At 71.6% G+C, this 25,687-nt stretch carries 26 protein-coding genes; 16 read left to right on the top strand and 10 right to left on the bottom strand.

Annotation, left to right across the window (positions count from 1 at the left end):
* The first annotated feature begins 21 nt into the window (after nucleotides 1–21).
* A complete protein-coding gene (locus ACN26Z_RS29355) occupies nucleotides 22–576 on the top strand; it encodes a hypothetical protein (protein WP_421464389.1) in 555 nt (184 codons plus the stop codon).
* A 2-nt stretch (nucleotides 577–578) separates the two neighbouring features.
* On the opposite strand, the gene ACN26Z_RS29350 is transcribed toward ACN26Z_RS29355, so the two are convergent.
* Genes ACN26Z_RS29350 through ACN26Z_RS29320 form a run of 7 tightly spaced genes read right to left on the bottom strand, consistent with a single transcriptional unit; the run spans nucleotide 579 to nucleotide 8,889 of the window.
* The gene (locus ACN26Z_RS29350; RefSeq protein WP_421464387.1) at nucleotides 579–1,172 is read right to left on the bottom strand and encodes a hypothetical protein; all 594 of its coding nucleotides are present in this window, start codon (nucleotides 1,170–1,172) and stop codon (nucleotides 579–581) included.
* 13 nt (nucleotides 1,173–1,185) lie between these two features.
* Nucleotides 1,186–2,352, bottom strand: a complete 1,167-nt coding sequence (locus tag ACN26Z_RS29345; protein ID WP_093409878.1) for a M23 family metallopeptidase — start codon at nucleotides 2,350–2,352, stop codon at nucleotides 1,186–1,188.
* A complete protein-coding gene (locus ACN26Z_RS29340; RefSeq protein WP_421464385.1) occupies nucleotides 2,345–2,905 on the bottom strand; it encodes a hypothetical protein in 561 nt (186 codons plus the stop codon). Before ACN26Z_RS29340 ends, ACN26Z_RS29345 begins: the two co-directional genes overlap by 8 nt.
* Nucleotides 2,902–4,839, bottom strand: coding sequence for an MFS transporter (locus tag ACN26Z_RS29335; protein ID WP_421464383.1), 1,938 nt, complete (start codon nucleotides 4,837–4,839; stop codon nucleotides 2,902–2,904). Before ACN26Z_RS29335 ends, ACN26Z_RS29340 begins: the two co-directional genes overlap by 4 nt.
* Before the next feature lies 1 nt (nucleotide 4,840).
* Complete coding sequence (locus ACN26Z_RS29330; protein ID WP_421464381.1) at nucleotides 4,841–8,146, bottom strand: ATP-binding protein; 3,306 nt, start codon at nucleotides 8,144–8,146, stop codon at nucleotides 4,841–4,843.
* Nucleotides 8,147–8,195: 49 nt separating this feature from the next.
* Entirely contained in the window at nucleotides 8,196–8,558 is a 363-nt protein-coding gene (locus ACN26Z_RS29325) for a hypothetical protein (RefSeq protein WP_093409867.1), read from the bottom strand.
* 13 nt (nucleotides 8,559–8,571) lie between these two features.
* Nucleotides 8,572–8,889: a hypothetical protein gene (locus ACN26Z_RS29320; protein ID WP_093409864.1), complete on the bottom strand. Its 318-nt coding sequence runs from the start codon at nucleotides 8,887–8,889 to the stop codon at nucleotides 8,572–8,574.
* A gap of 343 nt (nucleotides 8,890–9,232) precedes the next feature.
* Between ACN26Z_RS29320 and folP the strand changes: the two genes are divergently transcribed.
* The 7 genes from folP (at nucleotide 9,233) to ACN26Z_RS29285 (ending at nucleotide 13,980) form a co-directional block, all read left to right on the top strand.
* Nucleotides 9,233–10,180, top strand: coding sequence for a dihydropteroate synthase (folP, locus tag ACN26Z_RS29315; protein ID WP_421464378.1), 948 nt, complete (start codon nucleotides 9,233–9,235; stop codon nucleotides 10,178–10,180).
* Complete coding sequence (folB, locus tag ACN26Z_RS29310; RefSeq protein WP_421464376.1) at nucleotides 10,177–10,542, top strand: dihydroneopterin aldolase; 366 nt, start codon at nucleotides 10,177–10,179, stop codon at nucleotides 10,540–10,542. The genes folP and folB overlap by 4 nt, the downstream gene beginning before the upstream one ends.
* Complete coding sequence (folK, locus tag ACN26Z_RS29305) at nucleotides 10,539–11,066, top strand: 2-amino-4-hydroxy-6-hydroxymethyldihydropteridine diphosphokinase (protein ID WP_421464374.1); 528 nt, start codon at nucleotides 10,539–10,541, stop codon at nucleotides 11,064–11,066. Before folB ends, folK begins: the two co-directional genes overlap by 4 nt.
* 109 nt (nucleotides 11,067–11,175) lie before the next feature.
* Nucleotides 11,176–11,661, top strand: a complete 486-nt coding sequence (locus ACN26Z_RS29300) for a DUF3180 domain-containing protein (RefSeq protein WP_210939234.1) — start codon at nucleotides 11,176–11,178, stop codon at nucleotides 11,659–11,661.
* A gap of 183 nt (nucleotides 11,662–11,844) precedes the next feature.
* On the top strand, nucleotides 11,845–13,053 hold the full coding sequence (locus tag ACN26Z_RS29295) for an ABC transporter permease (RefSeq protein WP_282236601.1): 1,209 nt from the start codon (nucleotides 11,845–11,847) through the stop codon (nucleotides 13,051–13,053).
* A 55-nt stretch (nucleotides 13,054–13,108) separates the two neighbouring features.
* A complete protein-coding gene (locus ACN26Z_RS29290) occupies nucleotides 13,109–13,414 on the top strand; it encodes a hypothetical protein (protein ID WP_093409856.1) in 306 nt (101 codons plus the stop codon).
* A 74-nt stretch (nucleotides 13,415–13,488) separates the two neighbouring features.
* Nucleotides 13,489–13,980, top strand: a complete 492-nt coding sequence (locus ACN26Z_RS29285) for a hypothetical protein (protein WP_282236602.1) — start codon at nucleotides 13,489–13,491, stop codon at nucleotides 13,978–13,980.
* A 96-nt stretch (nucleotides 13,981–14,076) separates the two neighbouring features.
* Here the strand turns inward: ACN26Z_RS29285 and ACN26Z_RS29280 are convergent, their stop codons facing one another.
* The gene (locus ACN26Z_RS29280; RefSeq protein WP_282236603.1) at nucleotides 14,077–15,072 is read right to left on the bottom strand and encodes an ABC transporter ATP-binding protein; all 996 of its coding nucleotides are present in this window, start codon (nucleotides 15,070–15,072) and stop codon (nucleotides 14,077–14,079) included.
* 2 nt (nucleotides 15,073–15,074) lie between these two features.
* Here ACN26Z_RS29280 and ACN26Z_RS29275 point away from each other — a divergent pair, with 2 nt between their 5' ends.
* From ACN26Z_RS29275 to ACN26Z_RS29260, 4 genes are all read left to right on the top strand, one after another.
* Nucleotides 15,075–15,761, top strand: coding sequence for an ABC transporter permease (locus ACN26Z_RS29275; protein WP_093409848.1), 687 nt, complete (start codon nucleotides 15,075–15,077; stop codon nucleotides 15,759–15,761).
* Nucleotides 15,758–16,492 carry an ABC transporter permease gene (locus tag ACN26Z_RS29270; protein ID WP_373870678.1) on the top strand — a complete coding sequence of 245 codons (735 nt, stop codon included), beginning with the start codon at nucleotides 15,758–15,760 and terminating at the stop codon, nucleotides 16,490–16,492. Before ACN26Z_RS29275 ends, ACN26Z_RS29270 begins: the two co-directional genes overlap by 4 nt.
* A 260-nt stretch (nucleotides 16,493–16,752) precedes the next feature.
* Nucleotides 16,753–17,754 (top strand): glycine betaine ABC transporter substrate-binding protein, encoded by a 1,002-nt coding sequence (locus ACN26Z_RS29265; RefSeq protein WP_282236605.1) that lies wholly within the window; start codon nucleotides 16,753–16,755, stop codon nucleotides 17,752–17,754.
* A gap of 157 nt (nucleotides 17,755–17,911) precedes the next feature.
* Nucleotides 17,912–19,573 (top strand): hypothetical protein, encoded by a 1,662-nt coding sequence (locus tag ACN26Z_RS29260; RefSeq protein ID WP_421464369.1) that lies wholly within the window; start codon nucleotides 17,912–17,914, stop codon nucleotides 19,571–19,573.
* 44 nt (nucleotides 19,574–19,617) lie between these two features.
* Here ACN26Z_RS29260 and ACN26Z_RS29255 read toward each other — a convergent pair whose 3' ends face one another.
* Together ACN26Z_RS29255 and ACN26Z_RS29250 are read right to left on the bottom strand one after the other, a co-directional pair.
* Nucleotides 19,618–20,799 carry an NADH-quinone oxidoreductase subunit D gene (locus tag ACN26Z_RS29255; RefSeq protein ID WP_170863599.1) on the bottom strand — a complete coding sequence of 394 codons (1,182 nt, stop codon included), beginning with the start codon at nucleotides 20,797–20,799 and terminating at the stop codon, nucleotides 19,618–19,620.
* A 37-nt stretch (nucleotides 20,800–20,836) separates the two neighbouring features.
* Nucleotides 20,837–22,201, bottom strand: coding sequence for an SAM-dependent methyltransferase (locus tag ACN26Z_RS29250; RefSeq protein ID WP_421464367.1), 1,365 nt, complete (start codon nucleotides 22,199–22,201; stop codon nucleotides 20,837–20,839).
* Between the two features lie 108 nt (nucleotides 22,202–22,309).
* On the opposite strand from ACN26Z_RS29250, the gene ACN26Z_RS29245 reads away from it, so the two are divergent.
* The 4 genes from ACN26Z_RS29245 to ACN26Z_RS29230 all read left to right on the top strand — a co-directional run bounded on the left by ACN26Z_RS29245 (nucleotide 22,310) and on the right by ACN26Z_RS29230 (nucleotide 25,664).
* A complete protein-coding gene (locus ACN26Z_RS29245) occupies nucleotides 22,310–23,272 on the top strand; it encodes a Rossmann-like and DUF2520 domain-containing protein (protein WP_282236610.1) in 963 nt (320 codons plus the stop codon).
* A gap of 38 nt (nucleotides 23,273–23,310) precedes the next feature.
* Entirely contained in the window at nucleotides 23,311–24,159 is an 849-nt protein-coding gene (gene panC, locus ACN26Z_RS29240) for a pantoate--beta-alanine ligase (protein ID WP_282236611.1), read from the top strand.
* A 27-nt stretch (nucleotides 24,160–24,186) separates the two neighbouring features.
* On the top strand, nucleotides 24,187–24,606 hold the full coding sequence (panD, locus tag ACN26Z_RS29235; RefSeq protein WP_282236612.1) for an aspartate 1-decarboxylase: 420 nt from the start codon (nucleotides 24,187–24,189) through the stop codon (nucleotides 24,604–24,606).
* A gap of 161 nt (nucleotides 24,607–24,767) precedes the next feature.
* The gene (locus tag ACN26Z_RS29230; RefSeq protein ID WP_282236613.1) at nucleotides 24,768–25,664 is read left to right on the top strand and encodes a septum formation family protein; all 897 of its coding nucleotides are present in this window, start codon (nucleotides 24,768–24,770) and stop codon (nucleotides 25,662–25,664) included.
* Nucleotides 25,665–25,687 lie beyond the last annotated feature (23 nt).

Genomic DNA, 25,687 nt, shown 5'->3' with positions numbered 1-25,687 from the left:
TAGCCTCAGGGGGTGGAATCAGTGCCGCCCCCCGCCGGTTCCCAGGTCTCCCGCGTACCGGCGCAGAGGACACCGCCGGAGGAACTGGCACCGCCTGCGGTCGCGCCGGCCCCGCGCCAGCCCCGGCGGCGCCTGCGTACGGTACTGACCGTGGTCGCTGGGGTGGTCGCGGTGCTCTGCCTGACCGGGGGAGTCGTCGGCTATTTCGTCTACGACCGCGCCACCACCCTCGACCGCAGCGCCCCGGATGTGGTGGTGGACAACTACCTGCGTGCGTACCTGGTCGACCGCAATGACGCGCGCGCATCGCTCTTCACCTGCGAAAGCAGTACCGAGTTGAATGAACTTTATCGGCTCAGGGAGGACCTGGCGGCTCGGGAGGTGCGATTCAGTACGACGATGTCGGTCGTCTGGGGGATGCTCCAAGTCGATCGAAATGGAGATAGGGCCGAGGTGCGCGTCGATCTGACCATCTCGGCGCAGGTCGACGGTATTCGACAGAGTGATCGGCAATCCTGGACGTTCACCACCCGGTTGGGCGAGGACTGGCGGGTCTGCTCAGCCGTGCCCGGCTAGCTTCACTCCACCCACAGCATGTGTACCGGTACCTCCAATGTGGTGGGGGCCTGACCGCGCCAGGCCCAGCGGTACCACTCCACCTCGGGTGTCACCCGTACGCAGATGTCGCCCTCGGCACCCGAGTAGGTCTCGGTGACGGCGCGCAGATCACGGTGCTCGACCGAACCGACCATGTGCACGACCCGTCGCCCGGTCACCGCGTCCGCCTCGAAGACCGGCGTCGGCGCTGGGTGGGCCGGGGCGTCCAGCGAGACGAGGCGCAGGCCGCTCTCCGTCGTCGGCGTGGTCGCCCGGCCGACCGTCTCGACCCAGACCCGTTCGACCGGCACCAGCGGGGCGAACACCTCGACCTGGTCCGCCTCGGCGCGATACCACTCGTGCTCCGGGATGACCGGTACGTAGGTGCGGCTGTTCTGCACCACCCGATCGTCGGCCCGTAGGTCGGCACGCCATCCCAGACCGGGGAGCCCGACCAGCACCCGCCGGCCGCGCAGTTCGACGCTTCCGGCAGCGGGAAGGATCTCGATCGGGCGCGGCGGCTGGGGAGCCCAGTCGGGCTGGTCGGCGAACGGGTCGGGAATCGGTTCGGTCATGATTGCCCGTGGTTCACCCGGCGCCCTTCAACGGCGCGCCCTTCGACCGCATGAACGGCACCGGGTCGATGGCGCCCCGGCTGCTGCGATCACCTTCGACGTGCACCTCGAAGTGCAGGTGCGGCCCGGAGGAGTTGCCGCTGCTGCCCACCTCGCCGATCACCTCACCGGCCTGTACCGTGTCGCCTGCGGCGACCCGGGGACGACTCACCAGATGACAGTAGCGGGTGATGAAGCCCTGGGCGTGCAGCACGTCGACGAACCAGCCGCAGCCTCCCTTACCGGGCCAGCCATCCACGTTGCACGTTAGTCGCCCTCTCCGGTCGGGATCACAGCGAGACACCAGCACCCGTCCGGTCGCCGAGGCCCTGATCAAGGTGCCCTTCGGCGCGGCGATGTCCACACCGTTGTGTCCGGGCCGACTGGCGGTCCGGAATCCGGAGCCGACCCCGCCCGGAATCGGTGCGGTCCAACCGGAGGCGGCGATCTCGCCGCCCGCGGCGGCGTCACATACGTCCTGTCCGGCGATCAGCGCGGTCCGCGCCGCACCCCCGGCCAGCGCGTCCACGATGCGGGCAGCGAGTTCCTCGTGCTTGGCGTACGCGTCCGGAAAGGCGCTGATCTGGACCTGCTGCGCGGCCACGGTCAGCGGCAGTTTCTCCCAGTCGGCCACGTCGACCAGCTTCTCGTAGAACTTGCGGGACGCGTACTCGGGGTTCATCCGCTGGGCGACCGTGCCCCACGAGGCCCGTTGCTGAAAGAGGCCGACGGAGTCGTGGTCGGCTCCGATCCCCTCGTTCGGGATGTCCTGTGACTCGCCGACCGTGCTGTTCGCCAGGTTCAGCAGCCGCGACTCCTGCATGGCGGTCGCCACGGCGATCACCCACCCCCGTGGCGGCACCTTCATCTCCTGACCTACCTTGATGATCACTGCGGCGTTGCGCAGCTGGCGTTCTCCGTACTCGGCGAAGCGCGGCATCGTGCCGGTGGCGTCGACCTCGAAGTCGCCGGTGCAGTCCATGCTGGCCGGGGCAAACTGCTCGGCGGAGTCGCCACCCAACTCGGTGAGGAAGAAGGCACCGGCGCCACCGGTGCAGCAGAGCAGTGCCAGCGCCGCAGTGAGCGCGGCGGCGAGGGCACCGGTCCGGACCGGTCGACGGGGGCGGCTCTGCTCACTCATCCCTGCTCCAGTCCACTGCGTCCACCAACCATCGCCCGTCGGGCGCCAGCAGTTCGAGCCGGAGTTGCCCGCCGTCGAGCGGGATCGTCGCCTCCACGAAGGTCTCACCGCGTGGGTGGAGGGTCACCTCGCCGGTGACCGCGCTGGCGGGCACTTCGGCCGGGTCGGCGCCGGAGAGCTTCTCGGTGAGGCCGGCGGTCGAGAGCGGGCGTAGCGCGTCGTGCCAGTCCTCGGCGGTCTGGCCGGGGCGGCCGAGCCAGGCGGCGGCGAAGCGTTCGGCGATCAGATCCGGTGTCGGCTGGCCGGGCCGGGTGACCGGGGACGGTGTCGTGGTGGTGGAGATCGCGCCATCGTCCCCGGTGGTCGGGTGCACTGTGGTGATCGGGTCGATCGGGCGACTCCTGAGCCCGGCCGCCGGGTCGCTCGGGCCCGCCACCAACCTGGCTGCACCGACCACCCCGAGCACCAGCACGGCGATCCCGAGTGCGACACCCAGCCGGGACCGTAGCAACCGCAGGAACAGGAACTCGATCGCCCGGCGCACGACCGTCACCGCGCCTCGGAGCGGACCCGCGGTACCGGCTTCTCGGGAGCCCGTTCGGCCGAACCGGGACGGTAGATGACGTAGGAGGGATTCTCGTCCGGCAGGTCCGGTTCCGTCCATGAGGCCGGCTGTCGACGACGGGGCCTGGGCGCGGCCGCCCCCTTGGCAGGCCGCTCCCGGGGCTGATCGTCGGCGCCGCGCGCTTCGCGGTCGTCCGGCCGCTTCGCGGCTGCGGGTGGTCCGCTGGGGACCGGGTCCGGACGAGCCTCCGGACGCACCTTCGGCTGCTCCGGTGCGATCGCCCGGCGTCGTCCGACGGTCGGCTCGGCGGTGCCACCGGGCTCGGCGATGTCGAGCCGGGCCGCCGTGCGCATGTCCCGGAAGAATCTGCGGTGCCAGGAGCCCGCCGAGCTGACCGCCTCGCTGTTGTCCTTGCCGCCGAGCTGGGTGATCCGGCGGTAGGGGCGCAGCAGCAGCCAGCCGACCACCCCGCAGAGCCAGACCAGCACCACCTGCAGCCAGCCGGGGAGGGTCGCCGTGCTCATGATGAGGTCGACCGCGAAGAGGTAGATGGCGGCACCGGTGCCGAAGATCGCGATGTTGAACAGCGCCGCCACCACCGCGTTACCCAGCCGCCGCAGGCCAGCGCTGGCTGGACGGAGCAGGCCGATGGTGCCCAGGATCGGCGCCGCGATCACCGCCCACCGGAAGATCAGGAAGCCCAGCAGCACCAGCAGCGACGCGGTCAGGTCGAACATCGCGAAAAGCAGGGCGGCGAGCACCGCGATGAACCCGGCACCCACCCGGTCCATGTCCCGGACGCCTTGCAGGTACTCGTAGGCCTCCGGATCCTCCCGCTCGATCTGCGCGGCGACAGTCATCCACTGTTGCTTCTTGGCGTTGATGGTGGCCTCGCGCGTCTGTGGATTGGCCCGGATCTTCTCCGTTTCCTCCCAGGAGAGCGACTTGGCGTCGTAGAGCGCGGCGCCGTACTTCTTCGCGGTCTCGCTGTCGGCCGAGCCGAGCACGCCGCGCAGCCAGTTGCGGTAGAGCATCGCCTCGGCGGCCGTGTCGCTGGCCCGAACCGCCGGAGGGCGCTTGTCCGTGCAGGCGTCCGGGTTCGGCATCGCACACCGGTCCGGGGGCACGTCCTTGGCGGCCGGGCCGACGGCGTCGTGCACGACGCCGAGCGTGGAGACGAGGGCGCCGTCGGCGAGGTTCGCGGACTTGACCGGCCAGGCGGCCAGCGCGGTGACCGCCACCATCACCACCAGGGCCCACCCCGCCGTGGTCATCGCGCTGCTCATGTCGGACTGGCGCGAGCGCCAAAGCAGGTAGAGCCCGACCGCGCAGAGGGTGACGATGCCGAAGACGCTGAACACCTTCTGGTAGATCGCCTTGGTGGCCTGGTCCACCAGCGGGTCGGCCCAGCCCCACATGGTGCCCGGCTCCCAGGCGCGTTCGCGCAGGGCGTTCGAGGCACCGATGATCGCCGTCGCCATCATGAACTCGCCGTTGGCGATGGTGTTTGTGAACTTGTAGTCCGGGTGCAGCAGGGTGGTCGCGCAGCCGGATTCGATCTTGTAGGTGCTGTAGCTGTAACCGGCGTAGCCGTAGTCGCTGTAGTAACCCTTCGGGCCGGGGAGCTTGGATGCCTCTGGACGGGAGGCGAACCAGCCGGCGATGCCGGAGTCGGGGGCAGTTGGTGTCGGAGGGTTGAGGCAGGTCGCCTCCGATTCCGCCACCTGCTGAAGTTTGGCGACGCAGGCGCGGAAATCGACCTGCCATTCCTCGGTCGAGCAGAGTTCGGCCGCGGCGGCCTGGTACGCCACCGGAGCCGCGTACGCCGGTGTGGCTGTGAGCCCGGGCCAGCCGATCGTGGCTGCGGCGAGGACGCCGAGTGCCAGGAGGAGCGCCGTGATCCGTGCCCGGGCCCTCGCCATGTCACGCCTCCAGGTCAGGCAGCACGGTCGGCAGCACCCCTGCGGCGGCGGCGATGGCGGCGGGGGTGGTGTCGAGGTGGTCCAGTAGGCCATCCACGTAGGAGACGTCGACCCGGACCTTCTGGACCCGGCCGTCGACGTCGCGCATCACGAACTCCCGGAAACCGAGCCGGCTGGCGGAGGTCGCGTCGGCGGTGGAGAGAGAGGCGAGGGTGGCCTCGTAGCCGTCGTCGACCGGTACGCGCAGCAGCCGCAGCGCCTCGGAGGCGATCTCGGCGTCCTCGGCGATCCGGCCGACGAAAACGGTGGAGACGAGGTTCTGTACGTCTAGACCGAGGATGTCACGTGGGTTCTGCGAGGCGACCAGTGCGGCGAGGTTCCACTTGCGGGAGTCGCGGGCGAGTCGGACGAGGAAGGACCGGCCGGAACGCCATCCCTCCATGAAGTGCGCCTCGTCCAGGCCGACCAGCTTCCGCGATGCCATCGAGCCGCCGTAGCACCGACGGACCGCCAGCCGATGCGCGGTGTGCAGCATCGGCAGCGCGAGCGCCTCCTCGGCCGACCAGTACTCGCGTTCGATCTTGAGGTCGGGCAGTCGCAGGCCAGCCATGGTGATCACGGTGAGTGCGGCGTCCGGCCCGAGCAGACCCTCCGGCGGGCGGCCGAAGAAGAGCATCGCCAGCGGCATCTCGGCGGTGTCCAGCAGCAGGTTGGCCAGCTCCCGGCCGGCGTCGTCGTCGAGTTGGCCGAGACAGGTGACCACATCGTCCAGCGTGGAGCTTTCCTCTGCCGGGACCTGGCGTACGGCGTGCCGGAACAGGGTGGCGGTGGAGGCCTCCCGGGCCACCTGCGGTGGCACCAGCATCATGCAGATGTCCTGGACCAGCATCCGGCGTTCGGCCCGCGCGTTGGAAACCGCGATCTCGAACTCCCGGTCGCCGGCGGCTCCGGTGGCGAACTCGCTGCGCAGGGGCGTCGGGATCAGCGCGTACGGTGCCAGCGTGCCGTGTTCGGAGCCGGTCAGGTTCAGCACCCGCGAGTACGGCCGAAGCTCCGGCATCGCACAGAGCCGGGCCAGCGGGCCGGAGGGGTCGAGCAGCGTCACCTGCACGCCACGGCGGGCGGCCAGGTAACCCAATGCGCCGAGCAGCGTGGACTTGCCACCGCCCGGTTCGGCTACGAAGACCGCCAGACCGGATCGCTCCCGCACCTCCATGGGAAAGTGCAGGTCGAGGAAGACCGGCCGACGGCAGGTGCCGGCGGTACGCCCGATCAGGTCGCCACGTCGGTCACCCACCGTGGAGGCGGCCTGCGGCAGCGCCGCCGCGAGCAGGTTGACGGGCATCCTGCGTACGTAGCCGGTGTTGGCGATCGGCTCGCCGGGGATGAACTCGCGGGCCAGCCAGTCCTGGTTCTTCGGGTGTTGCAGGGAGATGCGCAGCTCGCGGGAGTAGAGCTGAATGAGCCGTCGGGCCCGTTCCAGGCACTCCTCCCGGGTACGGCCGCCGACCGCGATCCGGTGCCAGCCGTGGGCGCGGGCGGAGTCGACCGGCAGCCCGGTGGTCATCTCGTCGCCGATGACCAGGGCCCGCTTGGCGAGTCGCTCCAGCTCGGGCGGGGCGTCGATGCCGTGTTCGGCGTAGTCCAACTGCTGTGACCGGATCATCCGGAGCCGGTGTTCCAGGTTGCGGAAGGAGTCGCCGGAACCGAGGATGTCGACCCGGGTGGAGAGCTCCATCGGCCAGGGAAGTCGCTCGTGGAAGTGCAGCCAGGGCTCGTGTCGCTCGGGGATCTCGAGCGGCTCCATCCGACCCACGGCGAGCACCGCCACGTGTCGTTCCTCGCCGGTCATCCGGTGGACCAGCTTGACAGTGGAGCCGTACGGCGTGCGGTAGCGCTCGACCTGCTCGGTGAGGGCGAGCAGGTCGCCGCGTTCCCAACGTCCGTCGGTGATGGGCGAGAGCGTGCCGGGGGGTGTCATGCAGAGCGCCACCGACCGGTAGAGCAGCCATTCCAGTTCGTGCGCGGTGACCCGTCGTCCGCGCATCCCGAAGGCGCCGAGCACCTCGTCGAACTGCTCAACGGTGCGGCCGAGCTTGCGTCGCTCGCCATCGGCGACGCCGCGGCCGAAGGTGCGCAGCAGTCGCTCGGTGAGCGAGTCACCGAGGGAACGGCGGGCGAAGGTGACGCCGAGGTAGGTCTGGCCCTCGGCGTGATTGACCGAGAGCAGGTGCCGTTGCGCGGCGACCAGGTGCTCGGCCCAGCCGGGTGTGCCGGCCACGTCGGGCAACGGCGCGGCGGTGTTGGCGTCGATGGTGCGGGCCCACTCGTCGGCCGGGAAGGGCCGGGTGGTCCGGCGCAGGTGCAGCCGGAAGCCGGCCAGGCCGGCGTACTGCTCGGAGATGGCCGCGAGCAACGCCTCGCGTTCGGCGTCGGGGCGGAAGGCCCAGCGCACCTCGGGCAGCCAGTACCAGGCGGTGACCGTGTTGGGGGTGAAGGTCAGGTGACCGGCGATCTCGGTGATGGCCAGCTCGACCGCCGGATCCCGATCGCCGAACTTGATCTTCGGTGGCCGGACGCGGACCGGCTTGACCGACCGGTCCCGATGGTCGACGGACCGCTGCCGGGGAGCCGGGCGGTTGGCCGGGGGTGCCACCCGGCGTGGTGTCCGGGTTTCGGCGTCGGCGGATGCCAGGTCGTTGTTGTCGCGGGCGCGGCGGTCCTCCCGGACCGGTCGGTCGTCTCCGGCGGGACGATCGTCGGCGGGTGGCCGGGCACTCGGCAACCGGTCTGCGGGGGCGGGCGCCACCCGGGAGGGGGCCGGCGGCAGGCTCGGGGCTGCCACCGCGTCGTCGAATGGGTGGACAGGTGGCGCGGCCGGCGTGGGGCCGGGCGGTCGCGGGGGTGCCGGTGGCGGAGCCGCCCGATGAGCGGCCGGTGCGGGCCCGACGGCGGGTGGTGGCGTGGGGTGCGGCTGCTGCGGCAGGGCCTGCGCGGGGAGCCCGTTGCCCCGCTGGGCGGAACCGCCGCGAGGGTATGCGCCACCGAAGAGATCGAGGAACGGAGAGTCGATGTCTGCGCCGTCCCGGCTGGCCGGGGCCGGGTCGGCCGGAACCGCCCGGCGCTGCGGCGGGCGAGGTGCCTGGAACACGCCGACGCTGCCGTGACCCGGGGTGGTGGCGAGCGCCGGGTCCAACGTGGCCTCGTCCCGCTCGTCGGATTCAGGGTAGTCGAATGAACGCGCACGGTTACCGTGTGGTGCGGCCGGACGTCCGGCCGGGGATCCCGGCGTGGCGGAGCGGCTCATGCGATCGCCCTGCCCGTGTCCTCGTTCGGCCCGTACGGCGTGCAGCCGGTCATGCCAGTTCCTCCCGGATCCTGATCCTGCTGCCGACCAGGCGCGGATCGCGCTGCTCGGCGGCCGGCTCCCGGGTGCGTCGCCAGTCGGTCAGCGCGGTACGGATCACCATGCGCGCCGGACGGTCCGGGTCGACATACCGGAAGACGAACGAGGTGGTCACGATGGCGAGGGCGATCTCCCAGGCGGGAAAGAGCTCGACCTGCAGCGTGAACAGCCAGTGGATGAACATGTAGAGGGGGACGAGCAGCATGAACAGCCCGTACTGGGCGTACGGCAGGTGGACCGGAAGGGTGTAGCCGGGCGGGCCGAGATAGACCAGGCGGGCCCGGTAGATGTCGTCGTCGGTGCGCAGCCGCATCTCGTGCCCGCGCCTATTCGAAGATCAGGTTGATCAGGAAGTCGCCGATGAAGAAGAGGGTGGCGGCTCCGGCGATGAAGGCCAACCCGACGATCGCGATGGCCGAACTGGTCAGCACCTTGGAGATCTCGCCCCGGCTGGCGCGGCCGATGAAGATGACGCCCAGCACGGCCAGCAGGATCGGAGCAATCTTGCTGGCGAAGAAGGTGACGACGCCTTCGGTGTCGATCCCCTTCGGTTCCTCGGCGGCGAACGGAATCGACGACGCCAGGGTGGAGAGCAGGTGGGCGGCGCTTGTGGACGCCGTTTCCATCAGCTCGATGGCGATCACTGAAACCTCCCCAAGTCGCGGCCGGCGGCGCCGCGGTGGTGCAGTAGGCAAGCCTGGCGGGATCGGTGCTCAATGTGCGCAGCGCACGAGACCCTGCGTACGACAACCGCCACGTAGGGTGGCGATTTTTGGGCGGGTTGTCCCGTTTCGGCCCTCCCTCCTACCGTCGCCATCTCGATGCTGGGCAATTCCACAGCGTACGGGCCGCCCCCCTTTGCGACAAGCCGCGAAGATGCTGCCCGAAGCGACCCGGACGACCGATCGTACACCTGTTCCAATTGCCATGTCAGGGGTGTCGACGGGGCGGTCTGCGACGTGCAACGGGACCGGTACCGTCCTACTCGTGACCGATCTGGTGCGGGCCCCGGCCCCGGTGGTGATGGGCGTCCTGAACGTCACGCCCGACTCTTTCTCCGACGGCGGACGCTACGCCGACGTCGAGGCCGCTGTCGCACACGGCGTCCGGCTACGAGCCGAAGGGGCGGGGTTGGTGGATGTCGGTGGTGAGTCGACCCGCCCCGGTGCCGACCGGGTCGACGCGGAGACCGAGACCGCCCGCGTGGTACCGGTGATCCGGGAACTCGCCTCGGCAGGTGTCCCGGTCAGCATCGACACCACCCGCGCCCGGGTGGCCGTGGCGGCGCTGCACGCCGGCGCGGTCGTGGTGAACGACGTCTCGGGAGGGCTCGCCGACGCCGACATGGCCCGGGTGGTCGGCGACGCCGGCTGCCCCTGGGTGCTGATGCACTGGCGTGGCCACTCCCGCCGGATGAGCGAGTTGGCCAGCTACGGCGACGTGGTCGCCGACGTCCGTGCCGAACTCGGTGAGCGGGTGGACGCGGCGCTCGCCGCCGGAGTCGACCCGGGTCGCATCATCATCGATCCGGGCCTCGGCTTCGCCAAGAACGCCGCCCACAACTGGCAGCTCAGCGCCCGGCTGCCCGAACTTGTCCAACTCGGCTACCCGCTGCTGTTCGGCGCGAGCCGCAAGTCGTACCTGGGACAACTGCTGGCCGACTCCGACGGCGTGCCCCGGCCCACCGACGGGCGGACGGCGGCCACCGTCGCCACCAGCCTGCTCGCGGTCGCTGCCGGCGCCTGGGGGGTACGCGTGCACGACGTACGCGCCACCGTCGACGCCCTCGCCGTCTGGCAGGCCACCGGCCGTCCCCGGCTGGCCGCCGATATCATCCCCGGTGGCGGGTCGACAGTTGGTGAGGTCGCCTGGTCGGCTGCCGCCGACGGGAGCGCGGTCGACGGGAGCGCGGTCGACGGGCGGGGGCGACGATGACCGGTCGGATCGAGCTGACCGGCCTGCGGGCGCACGGCCGGCACGGGGTGTACGACTTCGAACGCGCCAACGGTCAGGAGTTCGTCGTCGACGCGGTGCTCGAACTCGACCTGGGTCCGGCCGCGCGGTCCGACGACGTGCGGGACACCGTGCACTATGGCGAGCTGGCCGAGCGGCTGGTCGAGGTGATCACCGGCGAGCCGGTCAATCTGATCGAGACTCTCGCCGATCGGCTGATCGAGGTCTGCCTGGCGGATCCGCGGGTGTCCGGCGTGACGGTCACGGTGCACAAGCCCGAGGCGCCGGTTCCGCACGCCTTCACCGACGTGGCCGTGACGATGCGTCGGACGCGTAGCCGATGACCCGCGCCGTGCTCTCCCTCGGCAGCAACCTCGGTGACCGGCTCGGTCACCTGCGCACCGCCCTGACCGTCCTCGGCGAGAGTGTGCTGGTGGTCTCCGGGGTCTACGAGACCCCGCCGTGGGGTGACGTCGAACAGCCGGCGTACCTGAATGCCGTGCTGCTGGCTGCGGACCCGAACGCCGGCCCATACGACTGGTTGGCGCGGGCGCGGGCGGCGGAGGCCGCCGCCGGGCGGGTCAGGGACCCGGAGCGGCGCTTCGGTCCCCGCACGCTGGACGTCGACATCGTCGCGGTGTGGACCGACGACGACCACCCGGTGTTCAGTGACGACCCCGAGCTGACCCTGCCGCATCCCCGGGCCCATCTGCGGGCCTTCGTGCTGCGACCGTGGATCGACATTCAGCCCTACGGTCACCTGCCGGGGCATGGTTCGTTGACCGACCTGCTCACCACCGGCCCGCTCGCCGTCGAGGTGCCGGAACTGAGCCCCCGACCCGATCTGACGTTAGAGTCGACGGCATGAGCGAGCGCACCGAGCGGACCATCAGGCTCAGCGCGACGGTGTCTCCTGGCGGTGCGACGTGCAGCGGGGCGCCGGCATGAGCGTTTCACCGCCGCCCGACGGGTCGCGGATGGGACCCACCCGCATCTCGACGCTGGTGGTGGCCGCCCTCGCCGCCGCCGCGGTGGCCTGGCTGTTGATCAGCGGCATCTACTACGAGCGGCTGCCACCATTGCCCTGGCTGCCGGTGGTGACGCTGGCCGGGTTGGCTGTGCTGGAGGCGTACGCCGCAATCAACACCCGGGGTCGGATCGACCGCCGACCGGGCCGCGACCCGGTCAATCCGTTGATGGTGGCTCGGTTCGTCGTACTGGCCAAGGCGTCCGCGCTGGTCGGTGCCATCTTCGCCGGAGGGTACGCGGGGCTGACGGGCTGGTTGTTCGTACAACCGACGCGGGCGGCCGCCGACGACCGCCCGGCTGCCATTGCCGGTCTGCTGGCCTCGACCGCTCTGGTGGCCGCCGCGCTCTGGCTGGAGCGGGCGTGCCGCGTCCCGGAGCGGCCCGACGACGAGCACGAGCCGGACGACTGGGAGAACCACCCGGGCCACCGTTAGGTCCTGTCGTACGCGGCTCGCCGGGCCTGCGCAACCCGGTCCGGGCCGTCAGCCACCCGCCCAGGCAGGGGGTTACGTCCGCTCTCGCGCGCGGGTACGGTGCCTGCGACCGAAGGGCAACGCCCCGCCGCTGGTCCGCCCCTGCGTCGGTGGAGTCCGGGCGACCGCTGGGAGGCAGAAATCATGGGGTACGACGAACCGGGCCGTGATGGACCGCCGGAGCCCACCTCGGCCGGTCCCGCGACCGGGGCGGAGGCCGTGCTCGACGATTCCGACGCCGAGCCGGGCCGGGACCGTTTCGGCGTCTACATCGTCTGGGAGACGCTCCTGCTGCTCGGCTTCGGCGCACTTGTCTACCTGGTGTGGCGGGAGGATCCGGCCCTGCTGCGCGGCAACGGGCTGCGGGACCTCATCGTCGACGTGGTCGGTTTGGGTCTGCTCGCCCTGGCCGTCGGGCTGACGCTGCGTACCGCCGCGGTCAACCTCGCTGTCGGGCCGGTCGCCGTCGCGGCCGGGCTGCACTTCGCCGAACAGAGCGACCGCGGGTTGCTCGGCACAGTCGGCATGGCCACGGCCGTGGCCGCGATCGGTGGACTGGTGCTCGGGCTGGTGGTCGCGCTGCTGCACGTGCCCGGTTGGGCGGCGAGCCTCGGCGGCGCGGCCGGCGTCATCGTCTACATCGAGCAGCGCTCCGCGCCCGTACTGGTGCAGGGGGATTACGACCCGCGGGGGACCGCCGGACAGCTCTTCGTGGGCTTCGCCGCGATCGCGGTGTTCGGTGGTCTCTTCGGAGCGGTGAGCCCGATCCGTCGGCTGGTCGGCCGGTTCCGTCCGGTCGCCGACCCGGCCCGGCGGCGGGGAGCGGCGGCCGCCCTCGTCGCCACCGCTGGATACGTCTGTTCCACCGTGCTCGCGGCCCTCGCCGGAATGCTGATCGCCGCGGCGGACGGCACCGTGGCACCGACGGCGGGGTTGGACTGGACGGTGCTGGCGGTGGGCGCGACGCTGCTCGCCGGCACCAGCGCGTTCGGGCTGCGTGGCGGCGTCTTCGGCACGCTGCTGACGGCCGGCGCGATCGGGCTGTTCCTGGCGTACGCGGAGTCGCGCAGCTGGACGGTCAGCTACTGGGCGGTCGGTGGTGCTGCGCTGGCCGTCGGGCTCATCGTCACACGCCTGGTCGAGAGGTACGGACGTCCGCTGCCGGTTTTCGGGGCTCCGCCCCCGCCGCCCACCGAACCGAACACCGGGGCTGGATGGAGTGTGACGCAGCCGCAACCGGTCGGCGACTGGCCGCCCGTGCTGCCGGCCCAACCGTCCGTCAGCGGTACGGACCCGTGGGGAGCCCGGCGTTGGGAGGCCGGCCCACCAGCCTGGGAGACCGACGACCGCTGACGGGTCGGCAGCTTGTCGGCGCGCCGAGCGTGATCTCGACGGTTAGGCTCGGCACATGACCGACACATCATCGATCTCCGGCGGCCGGTCGTTCGAGGAGTTGGACGTCCTCTCCACCGAGGAGTTGCGTGAACGGGCGTTCACCCTTGCTCGGGAGCGCCGCGACGTACGGTTCTTCTGGTCGGTGCTGCGGCACCTGCCGAATGCGGACGAGGCCGCCGCGCTGGACGGCGCGCCCAACTCGGTGGGGCCGACGGTCGATGAGGCGGTGGCCCTCTGGCGCGAGATGACCGGGCACGGTTACGAGGAGTCGGCACCGCTGCTGCGCGCCGCGTTCATCGACTACCTGATGAAGCATTAGCCGTCAAACGCTCGTACCACCATAAATGACGCCTCGCGTTTGCCTGCGTCGATCCGTTGGGAAATAGCGGGGCCATGGCTCTCACCAATCGTTACAAGTCCGCACCGGGCGCTGGCACGCTCGCCGCGCTCATCCTGGTTCTGGTCTTCGGTAGTCCCTGGTACGTCGACTGGGCCCGGGACAACACCGATCCGGAAAGCGCCGGCGGGTGGTTCCTCAGACTGCTCGCCTGGCCGGCCTGGCGATTCGACTCCTCCGACTCGATCCAGGAGATCTTCGCCGACGACCTGAGGGCGATCCTCGTGGTCGTCCTCACCTTCCTGTTCCTCTACCTGCTGCCGGGCTCCCAGCTCGCCCGTGCCCGGGGCACCATCAGCCAGTTCTTCGCCGGCTGGGCGGCGTTCGTCTTCGCCGGGGCCTTCGCGGCCCTGTTCACCACGCTGATCCGGACCAACCCGTCGCTGCTGGGCGCCTTCCAGGCTGCGGGGGACGGCGCGGAGTACGGCCTCTTCGTCGGTTGGATCATCGGCATCGCCACCCTGGGCGGCTACCGGGGCCGGCGCTGACCGTACGGCCGGGTCCGTCGTGCCGACGGACCCGGCCGACCTCCGGTGCCGGACGCCGGGCTGAACATCGCTGAGCCCGGCGACGCATCGCGGCACTCAGCCGGCCGACTCCGTCAGCGTCAGGATGCGTTCCCGGCTGAGCGTCCCGACCGGCCGCCCGTCCTCGGTGACCACGGCCTGGCCACCGGCGGAGGTGAGCAGCACGGCCAGCGCGTCGTACGCCGACCCGCCCAGCGGCACCGATGGCAGGTCCGCCACGCCGTCGACCGGCAGCGGATCAAGCACCTCCCGGGTCAACGGGGTGACGGCCAGCCGGCGGATCCCTCGGTCGGCTCCGACGAACTCGCGGACGAAGCCGGTGGCGGGAGCGCCGAGCAGCGCCGCCGGGGTGTCGTACTGCTCCAACCGGCCGCCCTCGGAGAGCACCGCGATCCGGTCGCCGAGTCGGACGGCCTCGTCCAGGTCATGGGTGACCAGCACGATGGTCTTGCGTACCTCCGCCTGCAACCGCAGAAACTCCTCCTGTAGCCGGGTGCGCACGATCGGGTCGACGGCGGAGAAGGGCTCGTCCATCAGCAGCACCACCGGATCGGCGGCGAGCGCCCGGGCCACCCCGACCCGCTGCCGCTGGCCGCCGGAGAGTTCGTGGGGGTAGCGCCGGCCGAACTGCGCCGGATCGAGACCGACAAGCTCCAGCAGCTCCTCGACCCGGCGTTTGACGGAACCGGCGGCCCAGCCGAGCAGCCGGGGCACGGTGGCGACGTTGGCGGCCACCGTCTGGTGCGGGAAGAGCCCGACGTTCTGGATGACGTAGCCGATCTGGCGGCGCAGTTTCACCGGGTCGACCCGGGTGACGTCGGAGTCGCCGAGCAGTATCCGGCCCTCGGTGGGCTCGATCAGCCGGTTGATCATCCGCAGCACGGTCGACTTGCCGCAACCTGAGGGGCCGATCAGCACGACCAGTTCGCCCTCGTCGACATGCAGGCTGAGCTCGCGGACAGCCTCGGTGCCGTCCGGGTAGCGCTTGCCGATGCCGTCGAGGGTGATCGACGCGGCGCGTCGATGACCGTCGGCACCCGGGGTAACGTCCACGTATGTCCTTCCGCCTGAGCTACCGGGCTGATCCGGGTAACCCGTGGTTCTCCTGGCAGTACGTGCGGGACAACTCGGAAACCGTGCTCAACGCCCTGCGTGAGCACACCACGCTGACCCTCCGGGCGGTGCTCATCGCCGCGTTGATCGCCGTCCCGCTGGCAGTGGTGGCGTACTGGTTCCGGCCGCTCACCGGGCCGATTCTCGCACTGACCGGGGTGCTCTACACGGTTCCCTCCCTGGCCCTGTTCGCATTCGTCGCACCCTATCTGGGCATCGGTGTCGCGACCGTGCTGAGCGTGGTGGTGCTGTACGCGCTGCTGGTGATCGTCCGCAACACCGTCGCCGGGCTCAACCAGGTGCCGGCGGAGGTCCGCGAGGCGGCCGAAGGCATGGGGTACGGCCGTTGGGGGCGACTGTTGCGGATCGAGTTGCCGCTCGCCCTACCCGGCATCCTGACCGGGCTGCGGTTGGCCACGGTGTCCACGGTCGCCCTGGTCACCGTCGGCGTGGTGATCGGGCGGGGCGGGCTCGGGCAGATCATCTTCGCCGGTTTCCAGAACAACCTCTACAAGGCCCAGATCATGACCGGCACGCTGCTCTGCGTCCTGCTGGCGCTGGTGCTCGACCTGCTCCTGGTGGGGGCCGGTCGGCTGCTCACCCCATGGCTGCGTGGGCGGACCGGATGAGCGCCGCGACGAACCCGGTGTCTCAGGCGGTGGTCTGGCTCAACGACCCGCTGAACTGGACGAACCCGGGCGGCATCCTGGACCGGCTCGGCGAGCACGTAAGCATCTCGGCCGCCGCGGTGCTGGTCGGCTGCCTGGTGGCCTGGCCGCTGGGTCTGTGGCTGGGACACACCGGCCGGGGCGGCGGGCTGGTGGTGCTCGTCTCCAACCTGACCCTGGCGGTGCCCACGTTGGCCCTGCTCACCATCCTCCCGTTGACCTTCCTCGGTTTCGGCCGACCGGCGGTGGTGGTGGCGCTGGCCGTCTTCGCCGTGCCGCCGCTGTTGGCGAACGCGTACACGGGGGTGCGGCAGGTCGATCCGCAGACCCGGGAGGCGGCCCGTGGCATGGGCATGACCGGGGCGCAGGTGTTACGTCGGGTGGAACTGCCGCTCGCGGTGCCCTATCTCGCGGCCGGTTTCCGCACCGCCGCCGTCCAGGTGGTCGCCACCGCGGCGCTGGCGACCTTCGTCAACGGGGGTGGCCTGGGTGAGATCATCCGGTTCGGGTTCGGTCTGAGCATCGCGGTCGGTGGTGGCCAGATCCTGGCCGGCGGGCTACTGGTCGCCGGGCTCGCGGTCAGCGTCGAACTGCTCTTCGCGTTTGTCGAACGGCTGGTCACCCCCCGCCCGCTGCGCCGCGTCCGGCGTCGCGCCGGGCGACGCGCGGCGGACGCCGTCGCCGGCTCCTGACCAGGAGACCCTTCACTCGAAGACCACGGGACCGAACACCCCGGGCCCAGCGGGCCGGGCGTGCGATCGACGTCACCTGCGGAGGACTGGCCGGGCCGCGATGACCCCAATGGGTGACGTTCCGGTGACGAACGCCTCCTCGGCTTGTCGGGGGGCCGCGTCAGGATGTTGGGTGGAAACGCGGGCGGCCGGAGGGCGGATCGCCCGTCGGACACGCGGCCGGCCCACCGGGGCCGCGCCGGGACACGGAAGGCGGGCTCATGCGCGCAGGTAGAAGACTGTCCATCGCGGTCGTAGGGGCTGTCGCGGCGGCGGCGGTCCTGGCGGGTTGCGGCGACGCCGGTTCGTCCGGCACGGAGGCGCCCGAGCAGGGCGCCTCCGGCGAGGGTTGTGCGCCGGTGGCCGGTGAGCAGTTGATCGCACTCGAAGACGACAAGTCACTGCAGAACGCTGACAACATCATTCCGGCGGTCAACAGCGAGGTGGCGACCCCGCAGCTGATCGCCGCGCTCGACAAGGTCTCCGCGGTGCTCGACACGCCGAAGCTGGTGCAGCTCAACAAGGCGGTCGACGTCGACCGCAAGAGCGCCCAGGCCGCGGCACAGGAGTTCGCCGACGCCAACTCACTTACCGACGGTGTGGAGCAGGGACCGGGCGGGCAGATCACGGTCGGGGCGGGCAACTTCACCGAGAGCGAGATCATCGCCGAGCTCTACAAGATCCAGCTGGCCGCCGCGGGTTACCAGGCCACCGTGCAGCAGATCGGAAACCGGGAGTTGTACGAGCCGGCGCTGGAGAAGGGCGAGATCCAGGTCGTCCCGGAGTACGCGGCCACCCTCGCCGAGTTCCTCAACGGCAAGGTGAACAGCGGTGGCCAACCGGTCTCCTCGCCGGACGTCGACAAGACCGTCACCGCGTTGCGTGACCTGGGCGAGCAGGTGGGCCTGACCTTCGGCGCGCCGGCGGCGGCCCAGAACCAGAACGCCTTCGCGGTGACCCAGGAGTTCGCCGAGAAGTACGGCGTGCGGACCCTCTCCGAACTGGCCGAGAAGTGCTCGGGTACGGCGACGGTGCTGGGTGGCCCGCCGGAGTGCCAGGAGCGTCCGTTCTGCAAGCCCGGCCTGGAGCAGACCTACGGGCTGACGGTCGGCTCGTTCTCCTCACTCGACCAGGGCGGCCCGCTGACCAAGACGGGCCTGCGCAACGGCACGATCAGCGTCGGCCTGGTCTTCTCGACCGACGCGGCGTACGCGCAGAGCTGAGCAGCCGCGCCAACCGCGATGGCGCCCCGGCCGAGTCGGCCGGGGCGCCATGCCGTCTGCCGGCCATAACCGCGCAGCGGTAACCCGGGCGGCATTCCCGACGGACCTGCCGTCAAGCCGTTCCCACGTGACGCAACTCTCGGTAGGCTGCGGACCCATGCCCGCCCCGGTGCCCGCCGATACGCGCAAGCTGCTCACCGTGCTCTTCTGGGGCGGGGTGGCCCTGGCTCCCGTCGCGGTGCTGATTCTGCTGGTCGCTGACGGCAACGGGCCGCTGCGGTTCGCCGCGGTGCTGGCCATCCTGGCTGTGGTGCTGATCGGGCTCTCCATCACGCTGCGTACCGACGGCGGCGGACAGCACGCCGAGGAACTCCGCGCGGAGGTCGACGAGCTGCGGCGGGAGTTGCGCGGTGAGATCGTGGCTGCCGCCCAGCGCGGGAACCAGGCTCTCGACGAGGTTCAGCGGGTACAGGAGGCGCTGGCCGGGGTGCGTCGGCGGATCGACGCGGGCGGCGTCGATGCGGCCACGAACGACGAGCCACCCGGCCCCGGCCGGGCCCGGGTGCCGACCCCGGAGGCTCCGCCGCGGCAGCCCGAACGACCGGCCGCGCAGGCCGGGGTCTACGGCACAGCTCAGCCTGGTCACGGCCCGGTCGCAGGGTACGGCGGGGAACGTTCCCGGCCCGGCAACGATCGCCCGGCCAGCGGCTCAGCCGGTGTCTACGGATCGCCGGTCCGTCCGGAGCAGGACAGTCGTCCGGGCGAGCCGGCGTCGAGGCCGCTCGGGGTGGTCCGGCACACCGAGACAGTGCACGTCACCACGCGGCACACCATCGTGGGCGAGTCCGGCGGCCGGTACGGCGGATACGCGTCGGCGTGGTCGGGAGCGCAGGCCGGGGAGCACGGGCAGGGGCGCGGCATCGACCGGGACGACCGCTCGTGGTCCGACGGCGAGGACCGTTCCCGCCGGGACGACGGCCACCGCTGGTCCGGTGCGGAGCGGTACGACGAACGTTCCTGGTCCGGGGCGGCGCAGGAGGAGGAGCGCGCCTGGTCCGGATCGTCCCGGGACGACGAGCGTTCCTGGTCCGGTTCACTCCGCGAAGAGGAACGCTCCTGGTCTCCACCACGGGAGCAGGGCCGCTGGTCCGCCGCGCACGACGACTGGTCTGCGGCCCGCGACGGCGGCTCCGGCTATCCGGACGGGCCCTCCGCGGATCGGGACGGTGACTGGGGCCCGCGCGACGACCGGGGCTGGGACGCGGGTGACCAGCGCTGGGAGGCCCCCGCCGACCCGGTGCCGGCGGCCCGGGGGCACCGGGCGGACGACACCGGTGAGTACTGGGCGCAGCTGCGGGCCGGGGACCGGTGGGCGGCGGTGCGCGACGACGACCGGGGCCGCGAGCTGCGCGTCGGCGAACGCCGGGCCGAGCTGCACGCCGATCCGGCCGGCACCGAATACCGGATGGAGGATCGCTGGGCGAGCGTACGTCGCGACGAGCCACGCCGGGCGGCGAGCGACGACGCGTGGCGGGACGGCTGGGGTGAGCCGGAGAACCGTCCGGCGCTACCCGCTGGCGGGGTGCCGGTGCCGCAGGAGTGGCGTCCGCCCCGTCAGCGCGGTCACCAGCCCGACCAAGCGAGCGGCTACCAGCCCGAACCGGCGCGCGGCTACGCGCCGGAGCCGGCATACGGGTACCAGCCCGAACCGGCGCGAGCACAGCGTGCGGGCGGGGAGCAGTACGGCCGCCGGCATCGCGTGGACGAGCCCGACCACGGCCCGGCCGCGTACGAGAGTGGCACTGGCCGCTGGCGCTGACCCCTTCGGACGTCGTCGCCTGTCAGCGGCGCCGGAAGGGGCAGTCACTTGTCGATGTCGCCGACCACGAAGAACATCGAGCCGAGAATGGCGATCAGGTCCGGCACCAGACAGCCGGGCAGCAGGGTGGCCAGGGCCTGCACGTTGGCGTACGAGGCGGTGCGCAACTTGAGCCGCCACGGCGTCTTCTCGCCCCGCGAGACCAGGTAGTACCCGTTGATGCCGAGCGGATTCTCCGTCCAGGCGTACGTGTGCCCCTCGGGTGCCTTGAGCACCTTCGGCAGCCTGGTGTTGATCGGTCCGGTGAGCTGGTCGACCCGGTCCAGGCACTGCTCCGCCAGGTCGAGCGAGGCGTACACCTGGTCGAGCAGCACCTCGAAGCGGGCGTGACAGTCGCCGGCTGTCTTCGTCACCACCGGCACGTCGAGCTGGTCGTAGGCCAGGTACGGCTCGTCCCGGCGCAGGTCCAGGTCGAGCCCGGAGGCTCGGGCGACCGGACCGGACGCACCGAACGCCGCCGCGTCGGCCGCCGACAGCACCCCCACCCCGACGGTACGGGCCAGGAAGATCTCGTTGCGCCGGATCAGATTGTCCAGGTCCGGCATCCGCCGCCGTACCTCGCCGATGGCGGCCCGGGCCCGACCGGTCCAACCGGCCGGCACCTCCTCCTTCAGGCCGCCGACCCGGTTGAACATGTAGTGGATCCGCCCGCCGGAGACCTCCTCCAGCACCGCCTGGAGCGTCTCCCGTTCCCGGAAGGCGTAGAACATCGGAGTGATCGCCCCGATCTCCAGCGGGTACGAACCGAGGAACATCAGGTGGTTGAGCACCCGGTTCAGCTCGGCGAGCGCCATCCGCAGCCAGGTGGCCCGCTCGGGCACCTCCATGCCCATCAGCCGTTCCACCGCGAGCACCACGCCCAGCTCGTTGGCGAACGCCGAGAGCCAGTCGTGCCGGTTGGCCAACACGATGATCTGCCGGTAGTCGCGTACCTCGAACAGCTTCTCGGCACCCCGGTGCATGTAGCCGACGACCGGTTCGGCGGCGAGCACCCGCTCGCCGTCGAGGACGAGCTTGAGCCGCAGCACGCCGTGCGTGGAGGGGTGCTGCGGTCCGATGTTCAGCACCATGTCCGCGCCGAGCTGCTCCCCGCCGGTGCCGGCCACCAGCCCGGCGCCGGTGCCGACGGTCAGCTCGCGCAGCTCGCCCGTGGTCATGCCCGCCATCGTGCCATGAATCACCGGGCCGGGCGGTGGTCGCCCATCAGCGGCTCAGCTCGTGGGCACCACCGCTCAGGGCCGCGGGAGGCGGTAGCCGGTCGGCGGGCAGGCCCACCGGCTGCCACAGCCACCAGTGGCCGCCGAGGCCGGCCGGGTCGGTCAGCTCGGCCGCCGCCGACGCGGTGGCCAGCGCCCGCAGGTAGCCGGCCGGGTCGCTGGAGGCCAGGCTCAGCGGCGGTCGTCCGCCGTCGGCCCCGAGCGCTCGCAACGCCTTCCGCTGCGAGGTCAGGACGTACGCGCACCGGGCGACCCGTTCACCGGCGGAGGCGACCGAGTCCATGGCGACGTGTGCGGTGACGTCGCAGGAGCCGTCCGGCACCGGCGGCACCTGCCGTCCAGCCCGGTACCCGGTCAGCGTCCCGTCGATCGGCCGCTCCGCACGCAGGTGTCCGTAGTCCACGGCCAACGCCAGCCCGCGGTCGACGCGCCTCACGGCATCAGCCCACGCCTCGTCCCTGGCCCGCCCGATCTCCGCCCGCCCCATCGGCGGTATGCGGTCCGTGGAGGTGCGGTCCGTGGGGGTTTCCGGGCAGCCCGGCCGGCTCCGGGCGGTCAGGCTTGATCCCTGCGCCGGCCGGGCTGCCCGGAAACCCGACCTGGTCGAGCCCGACCCGTCCGCTGCGGTCCGTGGTGGGAGATCTGGGCCGTCCGCGACTGTCCGCCCCCTGGGAGCCGGGTCGGTCGGGGTGGGCCACCAGGTGGTCAGCCAGTCGAGGTCGGCGGGGTTGATCTGTTCGCCTGTCGTCTCGGCGCCGGTGGTGGGGTCGACGAGGAGGTAGTGCCAGTTGTGGTCGGTGTGAACGGCGAGGTCGAGGGGGACGTTGTCGAGCCATTCGGTGGCCAGCAGCAGGCCGGTGATGGCGGTGGGGATCTCGTTGGTCCAGGTGATCTGGTCGGGGAGATCGGCGGGGCGCGGGGCGAGTTCGACGGCGGTGAACCGTACCCGCCGAGCCAGCGGAACCGGCGCGGACGGCGACGAATCGACGGATCCGAACGAGACACCACCCGGGCCGGGGTGGACGGCGGCCGTGGTGGTCAGGGTTTCCGGGGAGCCCGCCCGCGCAGGGATCAAGCCTGACCGCCCGGAGCGGGCGGGCTCCCCGGAAACCCTGACAGCGAGAGCGTTGAGCAGTTCGCCACCCCCAGCCCCCACATCCACCACGTCGAACGGGTCGGGGAAGCCCAAGGCGGCGTCGAGCTGGTGGATCAGGCGGAGCAGCGCCGAGGTGAAGATCGGGGAAGCGTGCACGCTGGTCCGGAAGTGGGCTGCCGGCCCGGCACCGGAGACGAAGAAGCCATCGGGTCCGTAGAGCGCTTGCCGCATCGCCTCCCGCCAGCGCATCGACATGGGGCCCTCCTCACACCGGTGAACGATTTCACACATCCTTGTTTCAGATCCGCGTCAGCGACGCATACTTGCCCCGACCGGTACCCGTCTCGAGGACTGGATCGTGACATGAGCGCACCGCTGCGCACCGACTCGGCCGCCCGTCGGCGGCCCGCGACCGTGGCATCGGCCCAGGTCGCCACCGCTTCCGTGCTCACCGTCGGCGTCATCGGCGCCGGACGGGTGGGTGCCACCCTGGGCGCCGCGCTGGCCGCTGCGGGCCATCGCGTGGTCGCCGCCAGCGGGGCGTCCGGTGCCTCCCGGGCCCGCCTGGCACTGCTGCTGCCGACCGTTCTTCGCCGGTCCGCCACCGAGGTCGCCCGGGCTGCCACCGATCTGCTGCTGGTCGCCGTGCCGGACGACGCGTTGACCGAGGTGGTGGCCGGTCTGGCTGCCGACGGCGCGCTGCGCCCCGGTCAGGTGATCGCGCACACGTCGGGGGCGCACGGCCTGGCGGTCCTGGCGCCGGCCAGCGCGGCCGGTGCCCGTCCGCTGGCGTTGCACCCCGCGATGACCTTCGCCGGCACGCCCGACGACCTTGGCCGGCTGCCCGGCATCTCGTACGGGGTGACCGCGCCGGCCGACCTGCGCCCGCTTGCCGCCCGTCTGGTGGTCGACCTCGGTGGGGTGCCCGAGTGGATCGCCGAGGCCGACCGACCGCTGTACCACGCGGCGCTGGCACACGGTGCCAACCACCTGGTGACCCTGGTCAACGAGGCGGCCGACCGGCTGCGTGACGCCGGGGTGGGTCAGCCCGAGAAGGTGCTCGCCCCGTTGCTGCGGGCCGCGCTGGAGAACGCGCTGCGTCTCGGTGACGACGCGTTGACCGGCCCGGTCTCCCGTGGCGACGCGGGTACGGTGCGGCGGCACCTGGCGCAGCTCGCCGCCACCGCACCGGAGTCGGTCGAGCCCTACCTCGTGCTGGCGCGGCGTACCGCCGATCGGGCCGTCGCGGCCGGCCGGCTGCGTCCGGGCGACGTGGCGCCACTGCTCGGCGTCCTGGACGACTACCGGAGCGGGGTGGCGGCGTGACCGTCGGCGGAGGACAGCTGTCGAGCGAGGTGGATCACGTGACGGAGCTGGTGCACACCCGTGCCGACCTGGCCCGGGCGCGAGCCGCCCGCACCGGGACGGTGGGGGTGGTGATGACCATGGGCGCGCTGCACGAGGGGCACGAGACGCTCCTGCGGGAGGCCCGAGCGCGCGCCGACCACGTGATCGTGACGATCTTCGTGAATCCGCTGCAGTTCGGGCCGAACGAGGACTTCGACCGCTACCCGCGTACTCTCGAATCTGATCTTGAAGTGTGCCGGCGGGCCGGTGCCGACCTGGTCTTCGCTCCCCCGGTCGGGGAGATGTACCCCGGCGGCGAGCCGGCGGTTCGGGTCAATCCGGGGCCGCTCGGTGAGGATCTGGAAGGGCTGAGCCGGCCCGGATTCTTCCACGGGGTGCTCACCGTGGTGCTGAAGCTGCTCCAGCTCACCCGCGCGGACCTGACCTTCTTCGGTGAGAAGGACTACCAGCAGTTGACCCTGGTCCGACGGATGTGCCGGGACCTGGACGTGCCGGTCGAGGTGATCGGGGTGCCCACGGTCCGGGAACCGGACGGCCTCGCCCTGTCCAGCCGCAACCGCTACCTCTCGCCGGACGAGCGCTCGGTGGCGCTGAGCCTGTCCCGGGCGTTGCGGGCCGGTGCCGAGGCAGCCGCGGCTGGTCGTGACGCCGCAGCGGTCCTGACCGCCGCGCACGTGGCCTTCGGTACCGGCGACTCCGGAGCACGGCTCGACTACCTGGTGCTCACCGATCCGGATCTGGAGCCCGGGCCGGTACGCGGCCCGGCCCGACTGCTCGTGGCGGCCTGGGTAGGTGCCACCCGACTGATCGACAACGCTCCGATCCGACTCGACCCGGCTTCCTGACCACACATACCCGTGAAAGGCGTCCCGATGTTCCGCACGATGCTCAAGTCCAAGATCCACAGGGCCACGGTGACCCAGGCGGACCTGCACTACGTCGGCTCGGTGACCGTCGACGAGGATCTGCTCGACGCCGCCGACCTCCTTCCCGGTGAGCAGGTGGCGATCGTCGACATCACCAACGGCGCCCGGCTGGAGACGTACGTGATCCCGGGCCGGCGGGGCAGCGGGGTGATCGGCATCAACGGTGCCGCCGCCCGCCTGGTGCAGCCCGGCGACCTGATCATCCTCATCTCGTACGGGCAGATGGACGATGCCGAGGCTCGTGCGTACCGCCCCCGGGTGGTGCACGTGGACGCGGACAACAAGGTCGTCGACCTCGGTGCCGACCCGTCGACCGCCGCGCCCGGCACCGCCGGCGCCCCGGTGCCGAACCCGCTGTCGGTGTAGCGGGTCCGCTCGGCGGCCGGGTTCCGTCGGCACCTGTTCGGGCAGCCTTTCTGACCGGCGGCGACGATCGCGCCGCGATTCCGGTCTGTCACCAGAAGGTCATTTCTGGTTACCCTGAAGGCGCCGTCGGGGGACGGCCGCTGACTGGGGGAGGCGGCGCCATGCAGCATGCGACGAGGACCCTGGTCACCGCCTTCGCCGTGGCGGCACTGCTGGCCGGCTGCGGATCGACCGCAGGGCTGGACGGCAACCTGGTGGACGACTGGGCCGCGCTGCCGCCGCCCGGGGCCTTCACCCCCACCGCGGGGGTTTGTCACGAGGCCGACTTCGCCGAGGTGGTGCCGCTCGGTGCGTACGCGCCGGTGGACTGCGCCGCGCCGCACCGGGTGGAGACGGTGCACGTCGGCACCTTCCCCGCCGACCGGAATCAACCGCCGTCCACCAGTTCGGCGGAGCTGCGTGCCGCCTTCGTCGAGTGTGACAACCGGGCCACCGGCTACGTCGGTGACAACTGGCGGGCCGGGCGGCTCCGGTTGGCGGTCGCGGTGCCGTCGGAGCCGGGCTGGGCGGCCGGCTCACGCTGGTACCGCTGCGACCTGATGGAGGTCGACACGGTGGAGGCGGGCGCCAAGGTCGTGCTGCGGACCGGCTCGCTGCGCGACGTGCTGCGGACGGCGTCGGCGCTGCGACTGGGCTGTCAGCAGACGCGCACCGGCGGGGGCGGGGTGGTGCAGACCCTGGTTCCGGTGCCGTGTACCGAGCGCCACGACGCCGAGTTCGCCGGGGTCTGGCCGGCCCCGGACCGTCCGTATCCGACGCGCAGCGCGCAGTGGGCACCCTTCTACGCCGGTTGCCGGTCGGTTCTGGCCCGCTTCGCCGGTCTGCCGGACGACGACGACCTGGTCTTCCGTACCGACGTGGTGGTGCGTCCGCCCAGCGCCGGTCGGTGGCGGGTGGGCGATCGGGGGATCCGCTGCTACCTGTGGCTCAGCGACCGTCGGGTGACCGGGACGCTCAAGGGAGTGGGCCCGGCTGAACTTCCGGTCCGGACGAAGTAGCCGGAACCACTCGTCCCGCCCCC

It is taken from the genome of Verrucosispora sp. WMMD703 (assembly GCF_049178935.1).
GTDB classification, from domain to species: Bacteria; Actinomycetota; Actinomycetes; order Mycobacteriales; family Micromonosporaceae; genus Micromonospora; species Micromonospora sediminimaris.
Note: the sequence above shows the minus strand (reverse complement) of the source record. Positions and strands in the feature narration are given on the sequence as shown.